Source organism: Microcoleus sp. S13_C3, assembly GCF_036700905.1.
Taxonomy (GTDB): domain Bacteria; phylum Cyanobacteriota; class Cyanobacteriia; order Cyanobacteriales; family Microcoleaceae; genus Microcoleus.
The window spans coordinates 1-25,122 of sequence record NZ_JAUBPT010000045.1 but is presented as its reverse complement, the minus strand read 5'-3'; the positions used below and the strand labels follow the sequence as shown (position 1 = coordinate 25,122).

At 44.3% G+C, this 25,122-nt stretch carries 24 protein-coding genes; 8 read left to right on the top strand and 16 right to left on the bottom strand.

What is annotated here, in order from left to right; genetic code table 11:
- Positions 1-229: 229 nt before the first annotated feature.
- From cas5d to mntA, 9 genes are all read right to left on the bottom strand, one after another.
- The gene (gene cas5d, locus QUA16_RS14620) at positions 230-937 is read right to left on the bottom strand and encodes a type I-D CRISPR-associated protein Cas5/Csc1 (RefSeq protein ID WP_333104006.1); all 708 of its coding nucleotides are present in this window, start codon (positions 935-937) and stop codon (positions 230-232) included.
- A 5-nt stretch (positions 938-942) separates the two neighbouring features.
- Positions 943-1,956, bottom strand: coding sequence for a type I-D CRISPR-associated protein Cas7/Csc2 (gene cas7d / locus QUA16_RS14615; RefSeq protein WP_333104005.1), 1,014 nt, complete (start codon positions 1,954-1,956; stop codon positions 943-945).
- A 43-nt stretch (positions 1,957-1,999) separates the two neighbouring features.
- Positions 2,000-5,266, bottom strand: a complete 3,267-nt coding sequence (cas10d, locus tag QUA16_RS14610; protein ID WP_333104003.1) for a type I-D CRISPR-associated protein Cas10d/Csc3 — start codon at positions 5,264-5,266, stop codon at positions 2,000-2,002.
- A gap of 2 nt (positions 5,267-5,268) precedes the next feature.
- Complete coding sequence (locus tag QUA16_RS14605; protein WP_333104002.1) at positions 5,269-5,646, bottom strand: DUF5615 family PIN-like protein; 378 nt, start codon at positions 5,644-5,646, stop codon at positions 5,269-5,271.
- Positions 5,643-5,903 carry a DUF433 domain-containing protein gene (locus tag QUA16_RS14600; RefSeq protein WP_333104001.1) on the bottom strand — a complete coding sequence of 87 codons (261 nt, stop codon included), beginning with the start codon at positions 5,901-5,903 and terminating at the stop codon, positions 5,643-5,645. The genes QUA16_RS14605 and QUA16_RS14600 overlap by 4 nt, the downstream gene beginning before the upstream one ends.
- Entirely contained in the window at positions 5,896-6,414 is a 519-nt protein-coding gene (locus QUA16_RS14595) for a hypothetical protein (protein ID WP_333104000.1), read from the bottom strand. The genes QUA16_RS14600 and QUA16_RS14595 overlap by 8 nt, the downstream gene beginning before the upstream one ends.
- Before the next feature lie 249 nt (positions 6,415-6,663).
- Entirely contained in the window at positions 6,664-8,769 is a 2,106-nt protein-coding gene (gene cas3, locus QUA16_RS14590; protein WP_333103999.1) for a type I-D CRISPR-associated helicase Cas3', read from the bottom strand.
- 2 nt (positions 8,770-8,771) lie between these two features.
- The gene (gene hepT, locus QUA16_RS14585; protein ID WP_333103998.1) at positions 8,772-9,227 is read right to left on the bottom strand and encodes a type VII toxin-antitoxin system HepT family RNase toxin; all 456 of its coding nucleotides are present in this window, start codon (positions 9,225-9,227) and stop codon (positions 8,772-8,774) included.
- Entirely contained in the window at positions 9,224-9,676 is a 453-nt protein-coding gene (gene mntA, locus QUA16_RS14580) for a type VII toxin-antitoxin system MntA family adenylyltransferase antitoxin (protein WP_333103997.1), read from the bottom strand. The genes hepT and mntA overlap by 4 nt, the downstream gene beginning before the upstream one ends.
- Positions 9,677-10,099: 423 nt before the next feature.
- On the opposite strand from mntA, the gene QUA16_RS14575 reads away from it, so the two are divergent.
- Complete coding sequence (locus tag QUA16_RS14575; RefSeq protein WP_333103995.1) at positions 10,100-10,951, top strand: WYL domain-containing protein; 852 nt, start codon at positions 10,100-10,102, stop codon at positions 10,949-10,951.
- Between the two features lie 174 nt (positions 10,952-11,125).
- Here the strand turns inward: QUA16_RS14575 and QUA16_RS14570 are convergent, their stop codons facing one another.
- A complete protein-coding gene (locus tag QUA16_RS14570) occupies positions 11,126-11,341 on the bottom strand; it encodes a hypothetical protein (RefSeq protein WP_333052699.1) in 216 nt (71 codons plus the stop codon).
- A gap of 264 nt (positions 11,342-11,605) precedes the next feature.
- Between QUA16_RS14570 and grxC the strand changes: the two genes are divergently transcribed.
- Entirely contained in the window at positions 11,606-11,920 is a 315-nt protein-coding gene (gene grxC, locus QUA16_RS14565; protein WP_333100208.1) for a glutaredoxin 3, read from the top strand.
- Positions 11,921-12,050: 130 nt separating this feature from the next.
- On the opposite strand, the gene menD is transcribed toward grxC, so the two are convergent.
- Both menD and QUA16_RS14555 read right to left on the bottom strand, forming a co-directional pair.
- Positions 12,051-14,096 (bottom strand): 2-succinyl-5-enolpyruvyl-6-hydroxy-3-cyclohexene-1-carboxylic-acid synthase, encoded by a 2,046-nt coding sequence (gene menD, locus QUA16_RS14560; RefSeq protein ID WP_333103994.1) that lies wholly within the window; start codon positions 14,094-14,096, stop codon positions 12,051-12,053.
- Between the two features lie 15 nt (positions 14,097-14,111).
- On the bottom strand, positions 14,112-15,545 hold the full coding sequence (locus QUA16_RS14555) for an isochorismate synthase (RefSeq protein ID WP_333103993.1): 1,434 nt from the start codon (positions 15,543-15,545) through the stop codon (positions 14,112-14,114).
- 448 nt (positions 15,546-15,993) lie between these two features.
- On the opposite strand from QUA16_RS14555, the gene menA reads away from it, so the two are divergent.
- From menA to QUA16_RS14530, 5 genes are all read left to right on the top strand, one after another.
- Positions 15,994-16,890, top strand: coding sequence for a 2-carboxy-1,4-naphthoquinone phytyltransferase (gene menA, locus QUA16_RS14550; RefSeq protein WP_333103992.1), 897 nt, complete (start codon positions 15,994-15,996; stop codon positions 16,888-16,890).
- A 151-nt stretch (positions 16,891-17,041) separates the two neighbouring features.
- Positions 17,042-17,287 carry a hypothetical protein gene (locus QUA16_RS14545; RefSeq protein WP_333103991.1) on the top strand — a complete coding sequence of 82 codons (246 nt, stop codon included), beginning with the start codon at positions 17,042-17,044 and terminating at the stop codon, positions 17,285-17,287.
- Positions 17,288-17,292: 5 nt separating this feature from the next.
- A complete protein-coding gene (gene menH / locus QUA16_RS14540; protein ID WP_333103990.1) occupies positions 17,293-18,093 on the top strand; it encodes a 2-succinyl-6-hydroxy-2,4-cyclohexadiene-1-carboxylate synthase in 801 nt (266 codons plus the stop codon).
- Between the two features lie 11 nt (positions 18,094-18,104).
- Complete coding sequence (locus QUA16_RS14535) at positions 18,105-19,142, top strand: o-succinylbenzoate synthase (protein WP_333103989.1); 1,038 nt, start codon at positions 18,105-18,107, stop codon at positions 19,140-19,142.
- 147 nt (positions 19,143-19,289) lie between these two features.
- Positions 19,290-20,726 carry a 2-succinylbenzoate--CoA ligase gene (locus tag QUA16_RS14530; RefSeq protein WP_333103988.1) on the top strand — a complete coding sequence of 479 codons (1,437 nt, stop codon included), beginning with the start codon at positions 19,290-19,292 and terminating at the stop codon, positions 20,724-20,726.
- A gap of 120 nt (positions 20,727-20,846) precedes the next feature.
- Here the strand turns inward: QUA16_RS14530 and QUA16_RS14525 are convergent, their stop codons facing one another.
- The 4 genes from QUA16_RS14525 to QUA16_RS14510 form a co-directional block, all read right to left on the bottom strand.
- Entirely contained in the window at positions 20,847-21,818 is a 972-nt protein-coding gene (locus tag QUA16_RS14525; RefSeq protein ID WP_333103987.1) for a putative 2-dehydropantoate 2-reductase, read from the bottom strand.
- Between the two features lie 77 nt (positions 21,819-21,895).
- Positions 21,896-22,321 (bottom strand): thioesterase family protein, encoded by a 426-nt coding sequence (locus QUA16_RS14520; RefSeq protein WP_333103986.1) that lies wholly within the window; start codon positions 22,319-22,321, stop codon positions 21,896-21,898.
- Positions 22,322-22,474: 153 nt separating this feature from the next.
- Positions 22,475-22,921: a tellurite resistance TerB family protein gene (locus QUA16_RS14515; protein WP_333103984.1), complete on the bottom strand. Its 447-nt coding sequence runs from the start codon at positions 22,919-22,921 to the stop codon at positions 22,475-22,477.
- Positions 22,922-23,290: 369 nt separating this feature from the next.
- Positions 23,291-24,595 carry an ATP-binding protein gene (locus QUA16_RS14510; RefSeq protein WP_333103982.1) on the bottom strand — a complete coding sequence of 435 codons (1,305 nt, stop codon included), beginning with the start codon at positions 24,593-24,595 and terminating at the stop codon, positions 23,291-23,293.
- A 125-nt stretch (positions 24,596-24,720) separates the two neighbouring features.
- Here QUA16_RS14510 and QUA16_RS14505 point away from each other — a divergent pair, with 125 nt between their 5' ends.
- Entirely contained in the window at positions 24,721-25,044 is a 324-nt protein-coding gene (locus QUA16_RS14505) for a TMEM14 family protein (protein WP_333103981.1), read from the top strand.
- Positions 25,045-25,122: the final 78 nt, after the last annotated feature.

The following is a 25,122-nucleotide window of genomic DNA, read 5'->3' as shown; positions in this document are numbered from 1 at the left end:
ATAATTGGCAATCTCAAAAACCCGCCCCGGTCGGGGTATTACGGTCAAGCCAAGGGATATAATATGATAAGATATGGGAACGATCGACCATAATTGAAGATCGGGGCGGGTTGACAGAATCTCTCGTTTTTATTACAGATATTGGTGAACCCGCCCCTACAGGAATTATGGTAAATTGCTCGTTCCCAGGTTCTACCTGGGAACGCATTTCTAGAGGCTCTGCCTCCTATTAATCTGCCCGAAAGCGGTATTCCATACAAGCGGGAATTTTGAGTGGCTCAAACTCGTAATATCGCCCTAGCATTTTGACATTTTGGATGAGGCTAACCGGAGGCATATTAACCACATCGTAGCTAATCACTTGATGGGAAAACATCACGTCTAAAGGGTTGAGCAGATAGGGAAAATTTAAGTTAGCTTCAGAAGTCGATCGCTTCACTTCCTTCTGTTCTACGATTTCGACTGCTGCTTTGCTCATCCACTTTCCCAACCGTATCCACTTTGCCAGTTTCAGAGACTTCTCTGAGATTATGAAAAACTCAAATTTGCTTTCCGGCGCGATTTCTTTTGTTCTGCCAAAACTAGGGATATTTTTCTGAGTTTTCTCCATCTCAACGTGATAGTTGTTGTTGGCATATTTCCAAGTGTTGAGGGTAGAGGAGTGAGAAATAGATCGCCCCGGAGTAACATAAATCCCCTGTTGGTTGAGCGCCGTTAAATGCGGCTCGTATTTAGGAACTTGTTCGGGACAGAAATAGCGATAGGAATGTTCTTCAGAAACGGTGGTGGAATAGATTTCGCTATCCACCAAACCGAGGGCGTAACAAAGCGCGTAATTGTGAATTACCGGCTCTGTTTCGTAAAGTCTCCCTATCTCGCGAGTTGCAAAATAAAGGCTATCGTGCAACTCGATTTGACAGCGGTAAATAAAAGCCATTGTTGTTACTCCGTCGGTGCAACTGCTTTCTTACCTTTCTTGCCTTTTTCAGAACTTTTTAAGATATGTTTCTGAGCATAAGCTGTTGATTCGGTATTAGCTTGAGTCAGCATTGCTTGTAATTGAGTTTCATCGCTGGAAATCGATTTAACCTCTGCCAAAAGGCGATTAAAAGATTCACCGAGAAAATCACGGTGTGAGATACACTCTCCATCCATTAGTTCAGAAATTGCTCGATTCGCATGAGTCAAAACATCATCTTCATTGAGAGGATCTGGGGGATTAATTTTGCCCGCAGCACTCATCAAGTCATAGATTTTTTGCGTCCACCGCAGATTGCTAACAATCTCGCCATCAGCAAAAATTACCCCGATTAATTCATTGCGAACTCGACCTGTGCGGGTAGTTTGCGCCCCGTAGTGCCGCGTTCGGAGAATGTTGTTGAAAACGTAGAGAAAACCTGTTTCTGTGGGATCTTTTAGCGTTACAATGCTGGGAAAAAAGACTTGAGGTAAAATGTGGTCTTGGCTGTTAATGCGGCTGGTAACTTCTCCCTGGCGGCTCATTGTTCCACTCTCAAACGGTGCATTGAGGGTAAAATTAAGATGAGAATCGTCGAAGGGAGTAATTGAATAAGCGGTGTCTACGACTACTTTAGATTTCTCAGAACCCGAATCGCCGATCGCAAAACCGTACAAAATACAATCAGGAGTAGTTTTGCTAAAATCGACGTTGTAGTCGCACTTTTCCCAGTCGCCAATTTTGTAATTTCGCAGCAACTCCCGTCCTGTTAAACGTTCGGGCGTAGACTGTTTCCGCTTAAACATTGCTAAACGGCTGATCTGCGTTTTGTCTTCAATTCCAGCACTTACTCTGGCTTTATTCAATTCGCCGTCTGTCTGAAACAGCGGATAAGATTCGGTGACGCGAACGGTGATAAAATGAGCGTATTTTCCCATCGGTTTTGCGGGAATTTCATCGTGAAAAAACTTAGAATCAAGGGTTTTCAGAAATTTCATGGTTGTTTCTCCAGTACAATTTGATTGCAAAAATGGGGACTATTTAGGCGGATTCTGTTTCTGTTTCGGGAACTTCATCAGGTTCTTCCTGCTTGCGTTCCTTGCGTTCTTTGTCATCTTCTAAGCGATAAAGGTAATCGCAAGTATCCCGGATTAAGTTGAGTTGAGTGCCTGCTAAACGCGCGCGATCGCCCTTCAAACTTCCATTAAAAATCACCTCCACAAAATACTTAGCAAAATCATAAATTGCTTGCCGTTCTTCCTCAGAATTCAAAGCAGGTTTCCACTTCCCATCAACAAAAGCAAGTGTCGGTTTTCCTTCCGCCGCCCGCCGCCGCACGTTATTCATCAGCTTTGATAAACGTCCCCCCACAATATCTGTTAAAGATTCAGTATTGTTGGCTAAAGCTTTATCAAATTTCAGAATAACATCAGCAGCTTCGTCAATAGGTTTCAGCACAGCATTAGCTTTCGCATATTGACTTTTTGCCCGATAAAAGCGGCGGTACAGTTCGGTCAATTCTCGCATTTGATTCACAGTTTTTCCCTCGGGTTCAAAGTAGTAGTAAAAATTTAGGTACAGGCGGATTTTGGCAATGGGTACGGACTCAAGTTTGTCTTGTTTTCGCAGCCATTTATTCAGGTAGTGAAAGACATAAAGAGGACTGGTTTCTAAATCGCGTGCTAAATCTGACAATTTCCCCCAGTCGGGATTGCCATCTTTTTTGCGGTTAACTTCTAAGTGAATGCAGTAAGCAGCACTTAGAGCATTTAGCGGTGAAAATTTAGGCGGATTTGATGGCGGAGACAAAATGCCGTCTAAGCGATATTCATCTTGCTTAATCAGAGAACGAATTGCTTGATGTTCGCCATCAATCACAACGGTTTTTTCAAAATCTGCACCGCTAATAAAGGGCGGTACTGGCGACTCGGATGCAACTGTTTTGACATCGAGAATTAGCGGTAAAGCAAAGGCTAACCAAGCCGGCATTACCCAAGATTCGGTATCTGTGGCATCTTTTCCTGGTGGCAATGCTAGGAAGAAAAAGGTCAGCGGTTGATTGTCTGGATAGCTGATCTTGAAAGTGCGATCGTCTTCGGCTTGCAAATTCTCCTGAATCAATAATGAATCAACCTGTTGATAATTGTCAAGGGTAAAATTAGCAATTTGTTTCTCAGTAATCAAATGCTTGCGGATATCAGCATCAAATCGCGTTCTGGCAATCCAACTGTAAGCTTTCTGAAGAAACTTGTTGGTTTCGGGAGTAAAGAAGTAAGCTGGGTAAAGATAGAGATACCGATATTTGCGCCCTTCAAAATCTCCTCCCGTGGCATTGGTTTGATTCATCAAAATTTGTCTCAACATAATCTCGATCGACCAAATTGAGCAAATCTGACGCTTGGCAGCTTGCGCGTTAAACAAAATTTGGCGGTTGCTGTAAACTTGGGGAGTAAATAAAGTCGCCGCCTCCATTTGTTCTGTCACAGTGTAAGCCGAACTCGACATCGCACAAACATTTTCGCGTCCTCTCCCTGTGATCTTGGCTGCACTGTAGCGCGCCAATTCTAGTAAAAACGGATCGGTTTCTGGTTTGACAACTGCCCCCGTAGGCAAGGAAACAATGCGGCTGACATAAGTCCGCAAATCGTTCCAGCCGTCGGGAATTTCAAACTTTTCGGCGATGGGTTTGATGAGAGTGACTGCACATTCAACCATATCGGTTAAGACGGCGCGCACTTGAGTTTCATCTAATCCTTTCTTTCGTTCAAAATACTGTGCAGCTAAGTAATACCAATCCAGAGGAACGCCGCCTGTTTTTTTGAGAGATTGGATTGCTTTTAAAGCGGGTATTTGGTCGGCTAAACCTAAATGTTCCGCAAGTTTTTGAGTCAAATCTAATTCCGGCGGGCTTTGCCGTTTAGCTTTGGGCAATTCTTTTTGAGAATCACTCAAGCGTTCCTGCCATTTATTCCAAATGCCCCGACACAGGATATCGCCAAATTCTGCTAGCCTATCAATCCGATAGTCTTCTGGAAATTCAAGAGTTAATTCACCGGGCAAATCTCCATCTTTTTGGAAACTTAGCAAGCTGTCGCTGCGCTTTTTTGCAGAGGATGCTTTGGTGCTGGTAATGAGTTTGCAAGCTGCTTCGATGCTAACTCCCATGAGTTCGATTATATCAAAAAACAGCCAGTAAAATTCACCAAATTTAAAGCCTTTTCCGTCTCGACTAAATCCTATTGTTTTGAGCTTCAATCTCTCGGCACAAAGCTTGCGAATTTTTGCGATAACTTGGTTAGAAATTTCAGCAGTTTCGATGGCCGGTGCATCGGTTTTAGCGAGATAAACTGCACCATCTGGCAAATACAGCAGTGGCGTATAAAACTCGCTGGGATGAGCATCCATCAGAGCATTGTTAATGATATTTGTCAATACTCCGCGATTGTCTGAGAGCGAGTGATAGCTAAATTTAAGTTGCCCGTTGCTGAGGGAAGTCAAAACTTCAGATAAACCGTTAGCTTCTGCATCGCTGGGATGTTTGATAACTGAGGCGAATAAGTCTGAGAGTCTGACTAAATTGGCTATAGTTCCTCGGATTCTACCATCGAGTTTAGGCTGCAATCCGCGAATTTCCAGACCCCGATCGCTATCATGTTTGACTCCGGCGTTGTTGCTCATCCAGACGAGATCATCGATGTGCGATCGCCAATTTTCGCCTAATAAACTATCTAATCCAAGTTGTTGAATTTTGAGAGCAACATAATCGCGTCCAAAATTGGGGGCTTCGTCTTTATGAGGTGGTTTGTCTCGCCAGTCTCGGTTGGCAAATTTTCCCTCTAAATCGTTAGTTTTCAGCCATTTACAATAATCTGGAAACTTATCGAAGTCGTGCAGGATGTACGATGCTACGAACAAAGCTGTTTCTGTTTCACCGCAGTTGCGTTTAACAGGATTGGTTTCAGGTGTATCTGTCTTGAGTTTCTTGAGAATTCGGTAAGTTGGGAATAAGCCGTTAAGCAGGTGAGAAGTAAATGATTGATCGTGTTTGCTGCGCTCGACGTTGTTGCCTTTTGCGCGCATATCTTCTGTAAATTGACCGCCTTTGGCTGTGGCTCCAACTAGCTGCTGAATCAGTTTTGGTAGGACATTTTCGGCGAAAGATGTTAAAAGGCGATCGCCCTGATTTCCTGCCGTTTCTCGAATTGCTTCTTTAAATAAGCGAACTGTCAAAAGTTCGTATTTTGCAGGAGTTTCACTGTCATCATCATCTGGAGAATGCAGCCATTTATAAAGTTCATCTTCATTCATAATTATGTTTCCTCTGGTTGAGTGGGTTGATATTCCTGAATCGTACCCTGTCGAATAATCCACAATTTCCCAAAAACTTCGGCTTGCTCTAATCCGAGGATTAACGTTTCTATTGCTTCTCTCCACTCTGTAAAATTCGCACGAGATGTTAGCCGAATTACAACAATCCCCGCATAATCAGATGGATTAAACCGCATTCGATTGCCAAAACCGCGATCGGCAGTAACTAAACATCTTTCCTCTTGACGACAAACATTAATCAGTTCCACATCGGGTGCTGAAGTCAAACCTTGGTTGGGTACTGTTTCTACGTCATGCCCTGCCAAACGTAAAAAGGTAACAACGCGAAGATCGACATTTTCATCTAGCTTTAACTTCACGTAGTTGCTTCCTCCTTTTTTCCTAATGGAATGTCGGTATAATAATCTCGCGTTACTTCGGCACCGTAAGCAATACAAGCGAATACATCGTCTCTTTCTATGCTTGGATATGCTTCTAGGATTTCCTCAACAGTCATGCCTCCAGCTAGGTAGTCAAGGATTAGGGAAACCCAAATGCGGTGGCCGCGAATGCAGGGTTTTCCAAAACAGATATTTGGATCGATCGAAATTCGGGACAGTAAATTATCTCTAGTCATTGGTCTTCCTCCAGGTTTCGCGCAATTCATTTAAACAAATCCACTGGTGATTCTTCTTAACCTCGATGTACTCCCAGCCATTAGCTGAACCGCGATTTATTTTTGTTGCCAAGGGACTCGGTTTATCAAAATCTTGTCCGTCGTAAACAATGGTTCCTTTCATGGAGATTTCCAGGCTATTGATATAGTCCCGACCTAACTTTTTTGCAACATCCCGCTTCAGTTTGACTCGCACAGGCATTCCTCGCTTGGTGATACCCGCGTCAAGTAGCTGAGTCAGCTTGACATGGGAGTTGTCCGCTTTCTCCTCTGAAGTCTGGCTGGCAAGTGCCAAATCGAGAGTTAACTGAGTCGGTGGTGTCTCCGGTTTACTGGGCTGCTGGGGAAGGGCTGTTCGATCGGGCGGCTGTGACGGATTGATATTTAGGCGTTTGGGGAGCCAGTCGAGAAACGAAGTTCTTAGCAGTTCTGGCATCTGAGAGATATCGCTGTCGTTGAGATGAATATCCATAAGAAGTCTGTTGAGGTTGTTCTCATCGTGCCATCCTCTCCTCGCGAATGTCAAGTAGTTACTGTAGCCTTATTGATGAAGAGTCACTATAGACTAATGGTTAGTCGCCAGGAACAACATCGCGTATTATTGAGTAAGGAGCAAAGGGCGCAGTTCAGTGCTGCATTAGTAGAAATACCTAAATACCTATCAGGGATTGAAACACTGTCGCCTTCTGATGTCGGGCTAAACCCTTTCTCCTCAAGCTTTTCAGCAAATCCAACCTTCATCCTGCTGCGGTTTCCAGTGCCAAATCAGCGTCTCCAGCAACAGCGCCGATCGCCCAAACGCGATGGTGTAAGTTGCTTTACCATCAAATCGATCGCTCAAAGCATAGGCTTGGAAATGCACGGGCAATCCACACTTGGCTCGCAAAGTAGCGCGATCGCGATCGGAAACAAAGCACACTAAACCTCGATTAGATAATTTGCCGCTAATCTCGTTAGTTCCCCCTGTCACTTCCAAACCTTTCAGGATTTGCACCTTGCCGGATTTAGCAATCTCATCCAAATCGTCTCGCGAGCAATAAAACTGCCAATCTTCTCGCAATTCCCGATATCCAGTCAATTTCAAATAACACAAAGCTTTATCAAAACGGCTGACTGCTAACCCAGCTTTTTTAGCTCTCTCCATAAAGTCGGCGCTTGTCATCAAATCAAAATGAAAGTTACTGAGCAAACTGGGGAGATTGTAAGTTTTAAACCGTTCTTTCTCCGGCTCATCGGGATTAGTCGTGTCATAAATCCCACAATCTAGCTGGCTGATACCCCGAAAACTTCGAGCCTCCTCAATAATTTTCTTTTTCTCCTTTTCCATACAGCGGAAAAGCTGCCCTCGCATCTGTTTAATCGTAACTCCCAAAGCTTGCTCAATATCGGCTGCAAAATTATCCGCTGCTTCGGGATACTTGGTTTTCATCTGATAATTTTTTTCCAACTCTAAATGCACGCAAGCTGACTGAATTCCGCCCCACCGTTTGGGATACTGTCGAAACTCGTTGACATAGCCGTAATGCTGGCGGATAGCGTCGGACAAACTAATGCGATCGCGCGTTTCGCCATCTTGCAGCGGATGGTTTTCAGCTTCAAACAGCCTCTCTACAATAAAGTGGGGCAGCAAAGCATAAGCTTGATAAATCTCAAAGCCTGGATGTCTCCCCAACCTGCCGAAACGCTGAATAAAATTCCCCGCATCCGCCGCTTCAAATACTAAAAAGTTAATCCGAAAGTCAACCCCCACATCAATTGTCGATGTTCCCAAAAGTAAGTCAGCGTCTTCAACAGATTTAGACTTCTCTGTCTCACCAGTCAATCCAGTATTTTCTCGGACTTTCAATCCCAGCGGTTCAAAAATTGCCTTGAATTTGGGGACTAAGGTTTTTACAGCGGCGATCGAGTTAAGGATAATTGCACCTTTACTCCCAGGATTATCTTGAAAGAATTTGAAAATTGTTGTTTCGGCATTTTCGACAATCCAATTATAGCTGGAACGCAGATTTGGTTCTAACTTTTGGGGAAAACTCAAGTTAATCGGATAACTAATCTGCCGCCAATTGTCACCTGCTGAAAACTGATAACCTCCCTGCTTGACTGGATCGATTATGCGATACTTTAACCCAGCCTTGGAAAACCCCTCTTCCAACAACTCGTTTGGCGTAGCAGAGAGGAATAAAAATTTTTTGCCAGGAAGTGTATGCTTAATTAGCAAGATGGCATTGATGACGCTGGCAATTTGAGGAGATGAGAAGATGTGGAATTCGTCAAAAACAAAGAGTTTGTAGGTGTCGTCAATCTTGGCAAACAGGCGATCGGCATTGTCTCCTTGGCCTTTTTGGTTTCGCCGCAAGTAGCGGAAATCGTGGATGTAGTGGAAGATGTCGGGATTTGTCAGCAAAATTTCTGAGTTGTCGGCGCGATCGCACAATCCTGCTAATTTTGAAGAAAGTTTATTTGTTGCAATAAAATCCTCAAGAATCGCTGCATTCAAACGATAAATTTGCGGGTCGTTTTCCGGTTTAAACAGTGCTTTGTAGCCTCTTACCTGTTTTTCCTGATCGCGCGCCAGTTCGTTTGTGGGGTACATTGCTAAAGTGTACGTGCGATTGGTCACGGCTGCCAGAAAAGCTGCTAAACTTTTACCGTCCCCTGTCATTGCTGTATTGAAGACAACATCAATGCTTGGGTCTTGCAGTGCTTCGTAGGTTTCGACTTGATGCCGCGAGAGCCCGTCCCAGCCCGGAGGTAAGGTAATGCCTGATGGAAGCGTTTGGGCGGGACATGAGTACACGGGTTTAAGAGTTATAGAATAATTTGCCATTTTTAATCTATTCCCGATCTATTATTGTCTCGAAGAGAATCTAGATAATTAGTGACTTGCCGTTGATAAATCGGGTATTTCTGCAATACAATATCGATGGCTTGATGCACTTTGACAGGATCGATTTCGTCATACAGATGTACCAGACGGTTACGCAAAACACCTGATTGAGATAAGATGCTAGCTAACTCCGCTGTTATAATGCCACAGTTGCTAACTTCTATAAAAACATCAAAGTTGCTATTCGGTTGCTGGACTTCTAATCGCTTGAGCAAATATCGATTGACATCAATTGCAACTTGAATAATTAGTTGCAACAATCGTTCTACAATTAACTGGTTTCCTCGATTTGTGAGATATTCTTCTAAAGAAATTGACTCAAAACAACTTAAACTCTCTAGATAGTCTGTCATAAAATCCAGCTTAGCTAGGACGATGGCAGGCTCAATCTCCTTCATACTCCCCTCCTTTGCAACGCAACCTCGATTTTTTGTCGCAGATTCTGACGCAGCACTTCTAATTCTGCATCAGTCATGAAACATTGTTGTTTAAAAGCTTCAAATTTACCTAATTCTGTTTCGTACAGTAAAATTCCATCTCGCGCTACAAAATGAGCAATTAGCGACGAACAGCGATGTAATTCCACCACATCAATCTCGTCACTATTTATTCTAAAAGCTTCACCCAAAATTCCTGGAACTTCAAACCAAGAAAATCCCCGGTCTTGGCAATATTCTTCCCTAAGCTTTTCATCGTAAAGTGCGGCAAAATCCCAATCACTTTTTGCGTGAGTATCACCTCTGGCACGAGAACCAAAGAGAACGAGCATTTTGAGGTAAGGAATTTGTTCGGGAAGTTGTGAAGCAATTTCCTGAAGTTCAGTCAGCGTTGGGTAAATTTGGAGCATGGTTAACTTTTGTAGGGTAAACAAATTCGACGACTAGGACAGATAAATTTTTCTAGTCATAATAAATTGTCTCTAGCACTCTATCTTTACAGGGGTAGAAGGAGAAAACTTCCCTCCAATCCCCTGACAAAATAGCCTTACACCCTATTATTGACGTTCAGCAACAATCGGTTTCGTGCTACTGCAGGCTCAGGCGACGTTTCTCAAATTCAGTCCTGAACGCATAAAACCAAAGAAACCGGGTTTTTATACTCGAACTGTCGGGTAGAACGCGTCTTTTCGTAAAAAAACCCGGTTTCTGACTACCATGCGTCCAGGACTGAAATTTATAGCCTTCGTTATCTCTGGGATGTTTGTACTTGCACTAAAATTATATTTACATTGAAAACCCAATCTGTCAAGTGTGTAATTACAATTTGTTGAATGCCCCGCAAAAAAGAGACAATTACACTTTCAATTCCGACCGGAACCAAGGAACAGCTAGAGGCGATCGCCCTTCGCCTCGGTATCAAATGGGGCAAAAGTCCCAGTGTGTCTGGGTTACTGGTCGCGATCGCCCAACAAAAAATCGAAGTGGGCGAACCCTTTACCCTCAATTCAGTGCAGGTACAATCCTTGAACAAAGCCGTCAAATTCCTCAACGACTCTGGCGAAGTCGAAGCCGCCCAGATCGTCATGGCATTACTTTTGGACAAAGCCAATCTGGAAACCCCTTTCCGGCAAAAGTTGCTCGAACAAGTCAACCAAACTGCCGAAGCGTGGCGGCTTCGACTCAATCAACTGATTGACGATCGCCAACCGTTCAGGCTGTTTTACCAGTCAGGCAAAGACAAATTGAGCGAATTTACTGCCCGCAGTGCCAAAATTCGCCTCTACGACAAGCGCCTGTACCTAGAAATCTGGTGCGACGATGCCGATCCCAGAGAAATCCCGGAATTAGCTCACAATCGGTGTTTGCGTTTGGACAAGATTGTTAACTTGCTACCTGCCAGTGAAAATTGGCGCGAAACCATAGACTATCTGGAAGTACACTTACACTTTTCAAGGGGATTGGCTGGAAACTATGAAGCCAAAGAGGAGGACGATGTGGCAAATGAAATGGTGGGAGACGTGCGCCATGTAGTGAAGCGGGTATCCAGCCGATTCTGGCTGTTCCGAGAGGTGTTTCGGTACGGCAAAGACTGCGTGATTGTCTCGCCCCAGAATGTGCGCGATCGCTTCCAACAAGAACTGATCGACCTCTGCCGCCAGTACAACCTGGAAATCCGCGATTAGATCAAAAAAAAAGCAGCCTGTAAAGGCTGCTTTGACAAAAAAACCGTTGTTGAGTTAGAGGAGAAAACTTTAAATCGAATTCAAATTACTGCTGTTTCAACTCCTGCCTGAGTTTCCACTATTTTTATCTACCGCTGACTCACCTTGCCTTCAGAACAAAACTTCAAATCCCGATTAGAATGCTGCTGAAAGTTCGTTGACTACTTGGACTCGGCCTCTGAGCACCGCCCGCAACAAGCGGTTGACACAGCCTCTGTCTTCGTCATTCAGAGAGTCGTCGAAGGTGGCGGCCATCAAACCGTAGCGATCCGCCAGAGTCAAAACGCCTGTATCCGTTACAGAAGCGAGGATTTCAGAGATAGCGCCGGGGAGGAGTTGTACGGGGTTCATGGCAGTGCGGTTGAATTCGATATATTTATCATCTTCTGGTTTCCTCAAAATATCGGTGATATTAATGAGGCCGCGAAGGTGATTGTCAGGGGTCAAAGCAAGTGATCCGAGTAGAGTCAAGTTGTGACTTGGGTCACAGGGCCACAGGTTGCCACGGGCAATTCCATCCCGCGCCGATTGTTGGGTAGGACGTGGGGCTGATGGCATTTCGCTAAAATGATCGTTAATCCCCCAACCACTTTAATTTTTACCCCGGTACTGAAAATGCTTGATTTTCTCAATCCCATCTTGGGCCGCAAGCCCGATCGCATCAAAGCCAATGTGGAAATCTATACTTGGCAAACCTGTCCCTACTGCATCCGCGCCAAAACTTTGCTGTGGTGGAAAGGCGTAAATTTCACGGAATACAAAATTGATGGCGACGAAGCAGCTAGAAAGGCAATGGCCGATCGCGCTAACGGACGCCGCAGCGTACCCCAAATTTTCATTAATAACCAACACGTAGGTGGCTGCGATGACATTCACAAACTTGATGCAGATGGAGAGTTAGATTCGCTGCTAGCTCAACCAGCAGTTTAAACTGAGATATTGCAGCATTTCCCGGAACAGGCAAGATGCCTGTTCCACAAAGTGTGAATTTTCGGCTTGTGGGGAGTAGGGGTTGGGCCGGAAAGCCCGCCCGCGAAAGGCTTATTGACAAAAGTCCTGACTACAAATCTTTGGCAAATTTACCTAAATTATCTTGCCGCCATTTAGCATCCGATCGTCTGTCTGTTTGCAATTCTAAGACGCGAATACCGCTATTTGGCAGCAAATTTAATTTTTGTTTGAACTGTTCCCAATCCTCAATTACCTCGTGTTCCACGCCATAAGTTGCACACAAATGAGCAAAATTTATCTGCTGCGGCGTGGCAAAAAACTCTTCAAAGGGCGGGTCAAATTTGGCAACGGGCAACATTTCAAAAATTCCGCCACCGTTGTTATTAATTAATAGGATTGTCAGATGACCAACAAATTTATTTTTAATTAAAAAACCGTTTGTATCGTGCAAAAGTGTTAAATCTCCTGTTAGCATGATGCTGCTTTGATTGCGGTGAGCAACTCCCAAAGCTGTTGATAATGTGCCGTCTATACCGTTAGCGCCGCGATTGAAAAACGGTTTTATTTCTAAGTTGTTCGGCTTCCAGAAAAACTCTACATCTCTGACGGGCATACTGTTGGCAATAAATATCGGTGTTCCCGGTGGCAAAATTTGGGAAAGCAGCCAGGAAACTTTGGGCTCGATTATGTGGTTAATTGCTGATATTTTTTGGTCTATTGTTTGTCTGACTTGGATTTCGGTGTTGTGCCAAAGTTGGAGGTATTCGCTTGAGGGAGAGGTTTGAACCCCCCCTAACCCCCCCTTGCTAAGGGGGGGGACTGGAGTTGATTTGTCCTTGTTTAGGGGGGGGATTTGAGTTGATTCCCCCTTGTTTAGGGGGGGGATTTGAGGGGGGATATTAGTGATAGCAGTGGCTCGATCCCCCCCTAACCCCCCCTTAATAAGGGGGGGGACAAGAGTTGACTCGCCTTTGTTTAGGGGGGGGACTTGAGTTAATATAGTTGCGAGATTAGTTGCGAGGTTTTCTAGGGAGGTTCGCAGGTGAATTGTTTGGCCGTGTAGGGGATCGAAGTTGTGGTGGCTGGGGTCGATTATGTAGCGTTTTGGTTGGGTTTTTTCTAGCCAGTTTCGCAGTTCTTTGCTTGTGGGTAAGTCTCCGATTTGAATGGCGATTTCTGGGGTTAATTTATCGGCTAGTTCGCGGTTTCGCAGGATTAAATCGTAGGTGGAAATTAGATGGGGGTTTAGTTGGGCGTAGTTTCTGACTGGGGATAGTCCTTCTGCTAAAACTGGCCAGTTTAAGGATTTGGAAATTTGGCCGATCGCACTACAGTATTTTTCGGGAAATTGAGGCTGTGCAACGCCTGCAATAATTATCCCTCTGCTGCATTGTTGCCATTTTTGAATTATGGAGTCAATAACTTGTATTGTGGTACGGGCATCTTGCCCGTCTCTTGTTGTGGTACGGGCATCTTGCCCGTCTCCTGAAATTGGCAGGCAAGATGCCTGCCCCACAATAGAGCTTTCTCCGGCAAAAATTGGTTCTAATCCTGCAAAGAAATGTTCGGGATTGAATTGTGTTTCTAAAGCTTCTACAGCTATGTCTGGAACGGGTACCAGCGGGTCACGAAAGGGGATGTTGAGGTGGACGGGGCCGGGTGTTGGAAATTGCGATCGCTCCCAAGCATACACGATCGTCTGCCGCAGATATTCTAGCATTCCTCTGGACGCAGAAGGTATCGCTAATTCGGCTTGCCAGTTGGGATAATTGCCGTATATTTTCACTTGGTCGATCGCTTGTCCGGCGTGACAGTCCCGCAGTTCTGGAGGTCGATCGGCGGTGAATATTAGCAGTGGAATTCGACTTTCTCTTGCTTCTATTATCGCAGGATAAAAGTTGGCTGCGGCGGTTCCCGATGTACAAATTAGTGCTGTTGGTAAACCGGATTTCTTGGCAATTCCTAATGCAAAAAAGCTGGCTGAACGTTCGTCGAGTATGGGAATAGTTTCTATCTTGTTGTTCAGGGCAAAGGCTATTGTTAGCGGGGCCGATCGCGAACCGGGACAAATGACGGCGGTAGTTAATCCCAACCGCTGCAATGTCTCTGCTAATATTGAAGACCAGAGAGTGTTTGTGTTGCGAAAATCAATCATTTTTCTAATATATTGCTAAACCAAAGCATTTAAAAGTGCCTGCAATTTGAGCTGAATTTCTGCTAGTTCTTTTTCTGGTTCCGAACCGGCAACAATACCAGCACCAGCATAAAGTATAGCCCGATCGCCATCGATTAAAGCCGATCGAATTCCCACGGCAAATTCGCCGTTGCCGCTGCGATCGATCCAGCCGAGGGGCGCTGCGTACAAAGAGCGATCGCAGCTTTCGCAGCCGCGAATTTGCTGTAGGGCAATATCTCTCGGTACGCCCGCCACCGCTGGCGTTGGATGCAGTTGAGCTAAAATCTTTAATAAATGAATATCACGGGGAATTCTAGCCCTGATGGGTGTCCACAAATGCTGAATGTTTGACAGTTGCAGCAGCCTGGGAACCTGAGAAAAGTCGGGATTGATACCGAGACTCGACAGGCGATCGACTATAAAATCAATTACAACTCGATGTTCTCGAATATCCTTTTCGCTGTTGAGTAAACCTTTGCCTAAATTCGCATCTTCCGCTTCATTTTTCCCCCTCGGTGCCGAACCAGCTAAAGCATCTGTTACTAATTCATTTTTGTGAATGCTGATTAAGCGTTCTGGACTGGCACCGATAAAATTTTGACCTTGGCCGTTACTGGTGGAAAATACGTAGCAACCGGGATAAGTAAGGCGCAAGTTATTTAAGGAATCTATTAAACTGAAAGGGGTTTGGGAAATGACATTTATTGCTTGGGACAAAACAATCTTACTGAAATATTTAGACTCAATCAATTTTAAAGCCGATTTGACTGATGTTTTAAAGTGAGTGGCATCGTTCACAGGGATTTGTTTTAAAAATATCGAGCTGTTTCTAAGAGAAGTTATTTTTTTGTAAGGGGGAGACGCAATTTTATCAAAATTTTGCCAAATATTATCCGTAATAAATTTAACATTTATGTCTCGGTTGATGATGGCATTTGCCACAATGGTGCAGCTATCCTTCAGGCGAGTAATCTGCCATTTTGGTAAAAATAGCGTGCCAGGGGGAAAGTAAGAATTGGTGGCGACATTCTCATCGAAAAAAGCAAAGCTACAAAAAAAGTGCGGCCCGCTGAAGGGCAAGCGTTCTGTACCGATGGTAATTGTTCGGGCAAGACAAGATTGAATAAAATTTTGAGCGAGGGTAAATCGATCGCTTCCGGCTACTGTTAAATGGATGGCCGAATCTAGGGCGGCGATCGCAAAACAGTTGCCGGAAATCGGGTCTCTTTTTTCAAAGTAAAAGTGCCGCTGGCAAGGTTCGGAAATCTCTTGAAGTACAACTAGCGGATCGACGGGGGCAATCTCCTGAGAAATACTAACTATCTTTGTTTGATCTTTTTCGGTTAAAGACTGCTGGCAATCTAACAGAAACTGATGCAGTTGATTGCGGTCTTGTAAAAGATGAGCGCGGTGCGGTATTACTGTCATGAAAGCGAGAATAGCAGATTTGTCAGAAAGAGTGCGGTTTTGTTCCGCTAGAACCCCTATTTCGATCTAAGCACGGGAGGGCGATCGCAAAACATGACCTTTCGAGTTTCCCGGAAAGTTTGGGTTCAGCGACGGGCAGAAAACAGACGATCCTCTTCGTTGGCGTAGCCCCCGTAGGGGCGGGCTTTCCTTCGGATCGCAACGCTTTCGCCAACGCGCGATCGATCGAAACATTTAGACATAAAACTTTAAGATTGAGCGACTCAATTTCGACTCTTATGCGATCGACCCCGCAGAGGTTTGCAGACGGGCATTACCGGGCGCGCGATCGCCCGCAAAGCCTCTCAACGGATGCCCCCCGCGCACTCAACCAGATACAGAGTAGAGTTTCTTCACCAATAAAATTGTAAAATTACTACGCTGCTATCAATTGCATCAAGTTTGTGTAATGACAACAAAGTTAATTGAACGTCCAAATAGTAAATTGTGGCTGGCGGCAATCAAGCCGCCCATGTACAGCGTTGCGGTGATTCCTATTTCAGTAGGAACGGCAATTGCTTTTGCCGAAACTCAAACGATTAATTCGTCAATTTTTTCGACATTTTTAATGTCAGCCATTTTGATTATAGCATGGCTGAATCTCAGCAATGATGTATTTGACTCGGAAACAGGCATCGATAAAAACAAAGCGCATTCCCTAGTTAACTTAACCGGAAATAAAGCTTTAATTTTCGCGCTAGCAAATCTGTTTTTAGCAGTCGGAGTGTCGGGAATCTGCGCCATAAGCTGGTGGCAAAAAGACCCAACAGTCATTTTGCTGGTAGTTTTGTGCTGTGCTCTGGGCTACACTTATCAAGGGCCTCCGTTTCGTCTTGGCTATCAAGGTTTGGGGGAAATCATCTGCTTTTTCACCTTTGGGCCGCTAGCCTTAGCCGCTGCTTATTACAGTCAAACTCAAACTTGGTCTGCAACTAATTTTGCAGCGTCGGTAATCGTGGGAATTACTACGAGTATCATCTTATTTTGTTCCCACTTTCATCAAGTTGATGACGATTTGGCGGCAGGCAAAAAATCGCCGATTGTGCGACTCGGTACAAAGAAAGGTGCCCAGTTGTTGCAGTGGTTGTGCGGCAGCGTTTATGCTTTGACTGTGCTATTTGTGGCTTTGGGAATGTTCCCAATTTGGACGCTGTTGATTTTTGGGAGTTTGCCATTTGCGATCGACCTTTGCCGCCATGTCACAGACTATCACGACCAACCTGCTCATGTCAGCAACTCTAAGTTTATCGCAGTTACGCTGCATTTTTCGAGCGGATTGCTGCTGGCGTTGGGGTTTGTCTTGTAGTTCGGGCGATCGAGAATTCCGGTAAACTGGAGGTATGGTTTGCTAAGCTGAGGGAGTTGGGCGAGTTGGCAGAGTTGGGCGACTTCTCAAAATCTTCTTTAATTTAGCAATCCGTACCTCAAATTGAATCGTAAAAAAGGAGAATCAAAGCATGAGTACGCAAACAGAAATTGACAAAATATTGAGTTTAGAAGAAATTTTTAGCCTATATCCTGATGAGTGGGTACTCATCGTCAATCCTGAATTAGATGAAGAATTAAACGTAATTCGGGGTCAAGTTTTAGCCCATGCAACAGAACGCGATGAAATTTATAGTAAGCTTTCATTAAGGAATGGAAAATCTGTCGCAATAGAGTATACTGGCTCGATACCTGATAACATAGCAGTGATGTTGTAACGAAAATGGTCAACTTTAATAATTATCACTTTCACTATTCGTTAACGGCTCATAAAAACTCGCCAAAACTTTTATTTTTGCATGGATTTACTGGAAACTTTCAAGATTTTAGCAGCGTCATTTCCTTACTATCTAAAAATTATTTCTGTCTAGCAGTTGACCTTCCCGGTCATGGAGAAACCAGAGTAATCGGCGACGAAAGTTGCTACAATATGTCAAATACAGCCAAAGGATTGATCGAGTTATTAGATGATTTACAAATAGACAAATGTTTGTTGTTGGGCTATTCAATGGGCGGGCGATTGGCACTTTACATGACATTACATTTTCCTGAAAGATTCGAGAAAGTAGTGTTAGAGTCAGCTTCTCCGGGATTGAAAACAGAAAAAGAGCGATCGCACCGCCGGGAAGCAGATTTACAACTAGCACAAAAGCTGGAAAAGAGCAACATTAAAGATTTTTTATTAAATTGGTACGAGATCCCTTTATTCAAATCTTTAAAAAATTCTCCCAACTTCGACAAACTCATAGAAACCCGCTTAGCAAACAATCCCGTAGAGTTAGCCAAATCACTCCGCAATATGGGAACCGGCAACCAGCCCTCTCTCTGGGAAAAACTCGCACAAAATCCCATCCCTCTCCTCTTGCTAGCGGGAGAATATGATGATAAATTTACAACCATAAATACCGAAATTGCCAGCTTGTGTCCGGCCGCCCGTCTGGAAATTGTACCAAAAGCTGGTCACAATATCCATTTTGAAAATATTGATAAGTTTGGATATGTTGTGAGAGAATTTTATGATTAACTAAAAAACTAATGCTTTATCAATTCGAGTTTCGTACTTATCAGCGAAAATTTAAGCGCCCCTTGCGAACAAGTCACGGCATCTGGGATATTCGTGAAGGAATTATTCTGCGACTTGTTGGCGAGAATGGTCGAATTGGTTGGGGAGAAATTGCCCCTTTGAGTTGGTTTGGTTCCGAAAGTTTTGAGCAAGCTTTAGATTTTTGTCACCAGTTGCCAGGTAATATTTCATCAGAGATGATTTTTGCTATTTCCCCTGAATTGCCGGCTTGTCAATTTGGCTTTGAGTCAGCACTATCAAACGAACAAAATTCACCCCCCCCAGCCCCCCCTTGCCAAGGGGGGGAGAAAAGCGAAAATTTAACTTACCTTTCCCAAAAGGGGGAGAAAATGCAAAATCGGTTCAGCGGTTTATTGCCAGCAGGTGAAACAGCTTTGCAGGCTTTACCAATGCTTTGGTTAGAGGGATATCGCACGTTTAAATGGAAAATTGGTGTTGCTGCAATTGAAAAAGAATTAAAGATTTTTCAGCAGCTAATCCAAGCAATGCACGATTTGTGCGATCGAGAATCGGCATTTTTGCGGTTAGATGCCAACGGGGGACTCAGTTACTCGCAGGCTAAAACATGGCTGGAAGCTTGCGACAAGGTAAAAGCAACTCCCGACTTTTCCGCAGACATTGAATTTTTGGAACAGCCGCTGCCCGTAACACAGTTTCAGGAAATGGTAGAATTGAATGCTATTTATGCAACTGATCTCGCCCTAGACGAATCCGCAGCCAACCTCGATCGCATCCAAGAGTGCTACAGCCAAGGCTGGCGGGGCATTTTCGTCATTAAACCTGCGATTGCTGGTTCTCCATCCCAACTGCGAAAATTTTGTCAAACTCACAATATAGACGCCGTTTTCTCATCAGTATTTGAAACCGAAATCGGCCGACAAGCAGCCTTAAATTTAGCAACCGAATTGTCTTTAAATAAGAGAGCACTCGGCTTCGGCACCGATTCCTGGTTCGATGACAACCATTCGATTTTGGATTTTAGATTTTAGATTTTAGATTACTCCTGGGGTTCAGAAACCGGGTTTTTTACGAAAAGACCCGTTGCAGCCGACAAATTCGGTAAAAAACCCGGTTTCTTTGTCGGAGAGCGTAACTCCTGTAATTGTTTTGAATCGAGAAACTTGGTGAAAGCATCTATGGCAACAAATCTAACAGTAAATATCTGGGATATCGCGGATCGCTTGCCCGATGATTGGCTTATTGGTTGCGACAGTCGCGAATTTGCCCGAATTGTCGATCGGCTATTTCAACAATTCACCCAAAATCCCGCCCAAAAAACACCCCCAAAAATTTGCCTCGCCGAACCAGAACCCGTGCAATTTCTGGCCAGTTTCATCGCCGCCCGTGCCGCCAAATGCCCCCTGTTTCTCTGCAATCCCAACTGGGTAAAACAAGAATGGCAACAAGTCTTTGATTTAGTCCAACCAGACATATTTTTAGGACAATACCCGCTTCCCCAAAATCCCCATCTCCCAGTCCGCGAAGGCGGACTTCGTTTGTATAGCCGCGAATTCCATTCGCCCGAATTCTATTCGCCGACTAAAAACGGTTTTGATACAATCATGATTCCCACCGGCGGTTCTTCAGGAAAAATTCGTTTTGCCATCCACACTTGGGAAACGCTAACAGCATCAGTGCAAGGTTTTCAACAATATTTTCAAGTTGACAAAATCAACTCATTCTGCATTTTACCATTATACCACGTCAGCGGTTTAATGCAATTTATGCGTTCCTTTACTACCGGAGGAAAACTGGCAATTCAGCCATTTAAAGAATTAGAAAATGGTAAAAAATGCGATATAGAACCAGAAGAATTTTTCATTTCTTTAGTCCCAACTCAACTGCAACGGCTGTTGCAAAACCCAGATACAGCTAATTGGCTGGGACGGTTTCGGGCCGTACTTTTGGGCGGTGCTCCCGCTTGGCCGGAACTTTTAGAAACAGCTAGAAACTATCAAATTAAATTAGCGCCCAGTTATGGCATGACAGAAACCGCCTCGCAAATTGCTACACTAAAACCCCAAGATTTTCTCGCTGGCAATAACAGTTCAGGTAAGATTTTACCGCACGCTAAAATAACTATTCGCAGTGCCAATGGCGAGATTTTGTGCGATAATCAAATCGGAAATATTGTGGTAAATGCTAAATCTTTGGCGTTGGGTTATTATCCTAAAAATTTTACCGATGACCAATACTTTCAATTAGACGATTTAGGATTTTTTGATAAAAATAACTACTTAAATATCGTCGGACGCAGCAGCGACAAAATTATCACAGGCGGAGAAAATGTATTTCCGGCGGAAGTCGAAGCCGTTGTGCGATCGACTAATTTAGTTGCGGACATTGCTGTAATTGGCTTGCCAGACAAAGATTGGGGTCAAGTCGTTACGGCTATCTACGTTCCCGCTAATTCCGAAGTTACTGTCAAAAATCTGCAAGCGGCAATAGAAGATAAGTTGAGCAAGTTTAAGCGGCCGAAATATTGGGTAATCGTCGAACAATTGCCGCGCAATTCTCAAGGCAAAGTCAATCGAGAACAATTGCAAGAAATTGCGATGTGTCATCGCCGGTGAATCGATAGAATTAACCGGATTTGACAGTAATTCCTGTAGGGGCGGGTTCACCAATATCTACAACACCAGCGAGAAATCTCACAAACCCGCCCCGCCCAATTGCCAATTGCCAATTGCCAATTACGACAAACCTAACAGCCTCCTCGTCCTCTCCGCTTCTTGTCTTTGAAAATCCATAAACTTTAACATTCGGTAAAGTACCTCTATTTGCCGCAACTTAATACCTGCTTGCAGGGCCACCCGTATCGGATTACCAAAAATCGCCTCAACTTCCAGGGGCCGCGATTCATCATAATCGATTTTCATGCTGGTGCGGTAAGGCTTCATTTTCTCAGTGTAGTCGAGCATATGTGGGATAAAGTCCTCGGGAATAATGCGATCGCAACTTTTGGCTGCCGCTACCACTTCCCCCATGATTTCCTTAACTAAAATCAGAGTATCGGGATTAGCCATCAGTTCGTCAGTTCTCGCATCCAACACTACAGACAGCCCGTTATAAGGAATATTCCAAACCAGCTTTTTCCACCTTGACAATAGCAAATCTTCGCTCATCTTAATAGGAATATGAGCACGTTTAAAATCCTTAGCAATTTGGTGCAATCTATCAGTAATACCGATTGCTTTGTAGTCCTGGGCATATTCTCCCAGGGTGATAGTGCCGTAATCTAGGTGGCAGATATGACCGGGCCCAACTTTATAAGAGCAGAGAAAACACAGCCCGCCAAGCACTCGTTCTGCACCCACAATTTTAGCTACTTCCGGTTCGGCATTCAATCCGTTTTGCAAAACTAAAACCGCGCCGTTATCCTTTAATAAATGAGGCAAAATTTTGGGCAATAAGTGATTTTGAGTTGTTTTCAGCGCTACAATTACTACGTCGCACTTAGGCATTTTGTGCGCGTCGTGGTAGGCGCGGACGTGGGGGAGGGTGAAGTCGCCTTCGGGAGACTCGACAATCAAACCGTGTTTTTTGACATGATCGTAATCGCTGCGTAGCAAAAAATTGACTTCTAAACCTGCTTGTTGCAGTCTAGCACCGTAGAATCCGCCTAAAGCTCCCGTGCCCACAATGGCATAATTGCGATTTGACATACTATCAACAATTCAGAAATAATTATCAACAAAACAGAAATTTTACTGTCATTCCCTGCTATTATTTAAAGAGAAAACTAATCTGAAATATCAATCTCAAATTTCCTCATCCACTGCATCAAGTCTTCAGATAGCTGTTTTCGAGTTCGGCTAACGGCATCGATGCAGACGTGCTTAGTCAGAGCTTTAGCAGCGCTTCTTCCTGCAACTTCCTGAGAAAATACTTGATAGGCAATTTCAAATTCATCGCCCGTAAGTTGTTTGGGCGTCAATTGAATTATCAGCCGATCGCCCGCAAACATTGGGCGATAAAAATCTACACTAGCATGAATTATGGGAAAGGCAACCTCGGAATTGCTGAAAAATGCTTTGAGATTGATTCCCGAGGCTGCTAGAGATGCCTCGTAAGCTTCGTGGCACATCGCCAAAACGTTAGCAAAGTAAACGACTCCAGCAGCATCGGTATCTTGAAAGCGAACAGTGCGGGTGTAAGTGAAAGGCATTTGAGGTAGTAGCTGGCGATCGCAAATTGGATCGGAATTTTACCAACCATCATATCCGTAAACCCGCACTTTTGGAGAAGTTATTAGCTAAGTAAGTAGGCGCTAATTTTTTATATTGTCAAACTCGCCCTCCTCACTCCTTCCCCTGATTTCTTAACCTTTGTTCTTAATCAACATCACGTCTATAATCTTGAGGGCAATATCTTCGGAAAGCCCCAATGCACTGTAAAGATCGTTCAAAAGTTGTTCTTCTTCTTCTGAAACCTCGCCATCTGCTAAAGCGATATCAGTTGTCACAGCAAAAACTGTTTCTTTAAGTTCGTCGGGAAGCGTTGCCAAAGCAGCATTAAACAGTACCTCAACTCCTTGCCGTTGCAGAATCATCAGCAGGCGATCGAGCATTTTTCTCATCACGTCATCGGGATAGCTGCGGAACAGTTGCATCCGAGATAGCGTCATGCTAATCGCTTTACTTTCGCTGTCATTGATGTAACCGTCGGCTGCTACGGCAATTAGCGCGATCGCCGCAAATGATTCGGCAGGCCCTAACGTTACTTCCGTTTCTTGGCGAGTCTGCGATACTTTATCAAATAAACCCATGATATTTTCCTCATTATTTAGTGGTGGATTTAGGGAGTCAGGATGGGTTCTGGCTCTGGAGGTTTCTTGGGAGATTTTGATAATTATATCAAATTTTGTTAGTTATTTATTATCAAGAAAATTATGAAAAAATTAAGAATTTTTATTTCGCCCTTCGGCGCTGCAATGGCTGGTTGATTCCTATCCTGAATTGCCTTCCCATATATCGGCTAAAACAGGCATCTTGCACCATTGTAAGCAACAGGCTTTTCGGCCTGTTCCACAATAAAATTCACTCTTTGTGGAACAGGCCGAAAAGCCTGTTCATAAAAAACTTATTGAGAATGATGTAACATCTCAGTTAAAACCCGCCTTCCCAGCGCAGACCATCTATTTGTCAAAAAGGGCTAACTCTGCTTTCAGGAAATCAACAAACTGCCGCGCAGTCCTGCCCGATCGCCCGTTACGGCGAGTTGCCCATTCTTTAGCGCGGTGTTCCAAATCATCGGGAGCGAGTTTAATTCCAGCGAGTTCTGCCAGATGTCGGACTATAGTTAAATAAGTGTTTTGATCGGCCGGTTCAAAAGTTAAAGTCAAGCCAAATCGATCGCTAAATGAAAGTTTTTCCTGCACAGTATCCCAAGCGTGAACTTCATCTCCGTCGCGGGGGAGAGGCCTGTCGTCAAAAAACTCTCGAATTAAATGCCGTCTGTTAGATGTGGCGTAAACTACCACATTTTGAGAGCGAGCAGTGACATTTCCTTCCAAAACAACTTTCAGAGCTTTAAAAGCATCGTCATCCTCCTCAAAGGAAAGGTCATCCACAAAAATAATAAACTTTTGAGGAACTCCCCGCAACTGCTCGACAATTAGCGGCAAATCTTGCAAATCCGATTTAGATACTTCAATCAAGCGCAGATTGCGAGATCCAAATTCATTTAACAGCGACTTCACCAAAGAAGACTTGCCAGAACCGCGGCTTCCGTACAGCAAAACGTGCAAAGCCGGATAACCTGCCAGCAAAAACTCCGTATTTTTTACCAGAGCATCCCGCTGCCAATCGCAGCAAACCAACTCTTTTAAAGTTATGCGATCGGGATGCGAAATAGTCGCCAACTGCCCTCCCCGCCACGCAAAAGCGCGATATTCGGCAAACAAACCCGTGCCAAATTGTCGGTAATAAACTGCCAAAGATTCTGCCGCGCTCGACCATTTTTCCAGTTTTCCGTGCAGGGGCAACTCTCCCTGTTCTGCTCGAGTTTCTGAATGCCAAATCGGAGGCACTGCGTCAAGTTGACCAGCTACCCGCACCCACTTGCTCAACTGTTCGCTGCTGCATTCGTAAATATTTTGCAGCACTTCTAAATCATGTCGGGCGGCCTCCACCAAAGCGGGGGGCAAACTTGCAAAATCTGTTTGCTGTGCTCGGCGAGAAAAGGGGTTTTCGTCTTTGAGAATTTCCCAAATCAGAGAATCTTTCCAGCTTAAATTTTTAGCAGCCTGAAGTTTGAACCAGTTCCCGTAAGCTATCTGACATTCCAAACCGCTGACTTCGCTGTGGTGGAGGGCTTGCAGCAAATCGAGAAAGGCTTGGCCGGCGGGGCTTTTGAGAACCGATTGATACAGCAGCAGGGATGCTGCGAGGCGCTGGAGGTAACGGATTTGGGCGATCGCACCAGAAGTTAGGGCTGACATAATGGCAATTGTATAACAGTTAGATATCCTGACTGGGTTTAATAAATTTTCTAACAATTCGTGACATTAATTGCAGGCTGCGCTGTATAAATTTAGATGCACTTGTGAAATCGGGAGGATTAAAAATGAATTTAGGTACAGCAGCGGCGATCGGCTACGGCATTTTAACACTGGTTGGCGGCATCATGGGTTATATCAAGGCCAAAAGCCAAGCCTCGCTCATTTCGGGCTTGATTAGCGGTTCGCTGCTAATTTTTGCCGGCACCGCACAGCTTATGGGACAAAGTTGGGGTTTAACATTAGCAGCAGCCATCTCGGCTGTTTTAGTAATAGTCTTTATTGTGCGCCTTGTTAAAACTAAAAAATTCATGCCAGCCGGAATGCTAATTTTAGCTAGCTTAGCGTCTTTGGGCGCGATCGTTTACGAAATCAGCGGTCAATATCAATAATTTGTTGACTGTTGACTGTTGACTGTTGACTGTTGACTGTTGACTGTTGACTGTTGACTGTTGACTGTTGACTGTTGA

Coding starts and splice junctions, on each gene's coding strand:
- cas5d (WP_333104006.1), bottom strand. CDS start 937: ATGGCTTTTATTTACCGCTGTCAAATCGAGTTGCACGATAGCCTTTAT.
- cas7d (WP_333104005.1), bottom strand. CDS start 1,956: ATGAAATTTCTGAAAACCCTTGATTCTAAGTTTTTTCACGATGAAATT.
- cas10d (WP_333104003.1), bottom strand. CDS start 5,266: ATGAATGAAGATGAACTTTATAAATGGCTGCATTCTCCAGATGATGAT.
- QUA16_RS14600 (WP_333104001.1), bottom strand. CDS start 5,903: ATGACTAGAGATAATTTACTGTCCCGAATTTCGATCGATCCAAATATC.
- QUA16_RS14595 (WP_333104000.1), bottom strand. CDS start 6,414: ATGGATATTCATCTCAACGACAGCGATATCTCTCAGATGCCAGAACTG.
- cas3 (WP_333103999.1), bottom strand. CDS start 8,769: ATGGCAAATTATTCTATAACTCTTAAACCCGTGTACTCATGTCCCGCC.
- hepT (WP_333103998.1), bottom strand. CDS start 9,227: ATGAAGGAGATTGAGCCTGCCATCGTCCTAGCTAAGCTGGATTTTATG.
- mntA (WP_333103997.1), bottom strand. CDS start 9,676: ATGCTCCAAATTTACCCAACGCTGACTGAACTTCAGGAAATTGCTTCA.
- QUA16_RS14575 (WP_333103995.1), top strand. CDS start 10,100: ATGCCCCGCAAAAAAGAGACAATTACACTTTCAATTCCGACCGGAACC.
- QUA16_RS14570 (WP_333052699.1), bottom strand. CDS start 11,341: ATGAACCCCGTACAACTCCTCCCCGGCGCTATCTCTGAAATCCTCGCT.
- grxC (WP_333100208.1), top strand. CDS start 11,606: ATGCTTGATTTTCTCAATCCCATCTTGGGCCGCAAGCCCGATCGCATC.
- menD (WP_333103994.1), bottom strand. CDS start 14,096: ATGATTGATTTTCGCAACACAAACACTCTCTGGTCTTCAATATTAGCA.
- QUA16_RS14555 (WP_333103993.1), bottom strand. CDS start 15,545: ATGACAGTAATACCGCACCGCGCTCATCTTTTACAAGACCGCAATCAA.
- menA (WP_333103992.1), top strand. CDS start 15,994: ATGACAACAAAGTTAATTGAACGTCCAAATAGTAAATTGTGGCTGGCG.
- QUA16_RS14545 (WP_333103991.1), top strand. CDS start 17,042: ATGAGTACGCAAACAGAAATTGACAAAATATTGAGTTTAGAAGAAATT.
- menH (WP_333103990.1), top strand. CDS start 17,293: ATGGTCAACTTTAATAATTATCACTTTCACTATTCGTTAACGGCTCAT.
- QUA16_RS14535 (WP_333103989.1), top strand. CDS start 18,105: ATGCTTTATCAATTCGAGTTTCGTACTTATCAGCGAAAATTTAAGCGC.
- QUA16_RS14530 (WP_333103988.1), top strand. CDS start 19,290: ATGGCAACAAATCTAACAGTAAATATCTGGGATATCGCGGATCGCTTG.
- QUA16_RS14525 (WP_333103987.1), bottom strand. CDS start 21,818: ATGTCAAATCGCAATTATGCCATTGTGGGCACGGGAGCTTTAGGCGGA.
- QUA16_RS14520 (WP_333103986.1), bottom strand. CDS start 22,321: ATGCCTTTCACTTACACCCGCACTGTTCGCTTTCAAGATACCGATGCT.
- QUA16_RS14515 (WP_333103984.1), bottom strand. CDS start 22,921: ATGGGTTTATTTGATAAAGTATCGCAGACTCGCCAAGAAACGGAAGTA.
- QUA16_RS14510 (WP_333103982.1), bottom strand. CDS start 24,595: ATGTCAGCCCTAACTTCTGGTGCGATCGCCCAAATCCGTTACCTCCAG.
- QUA16_RS14505 (WP_333103981.1), top strand. CDS start 24,721: ATGAATTTAGGTACAGCAGCGGCGATCGGCTACGGCATTTTAACACTG.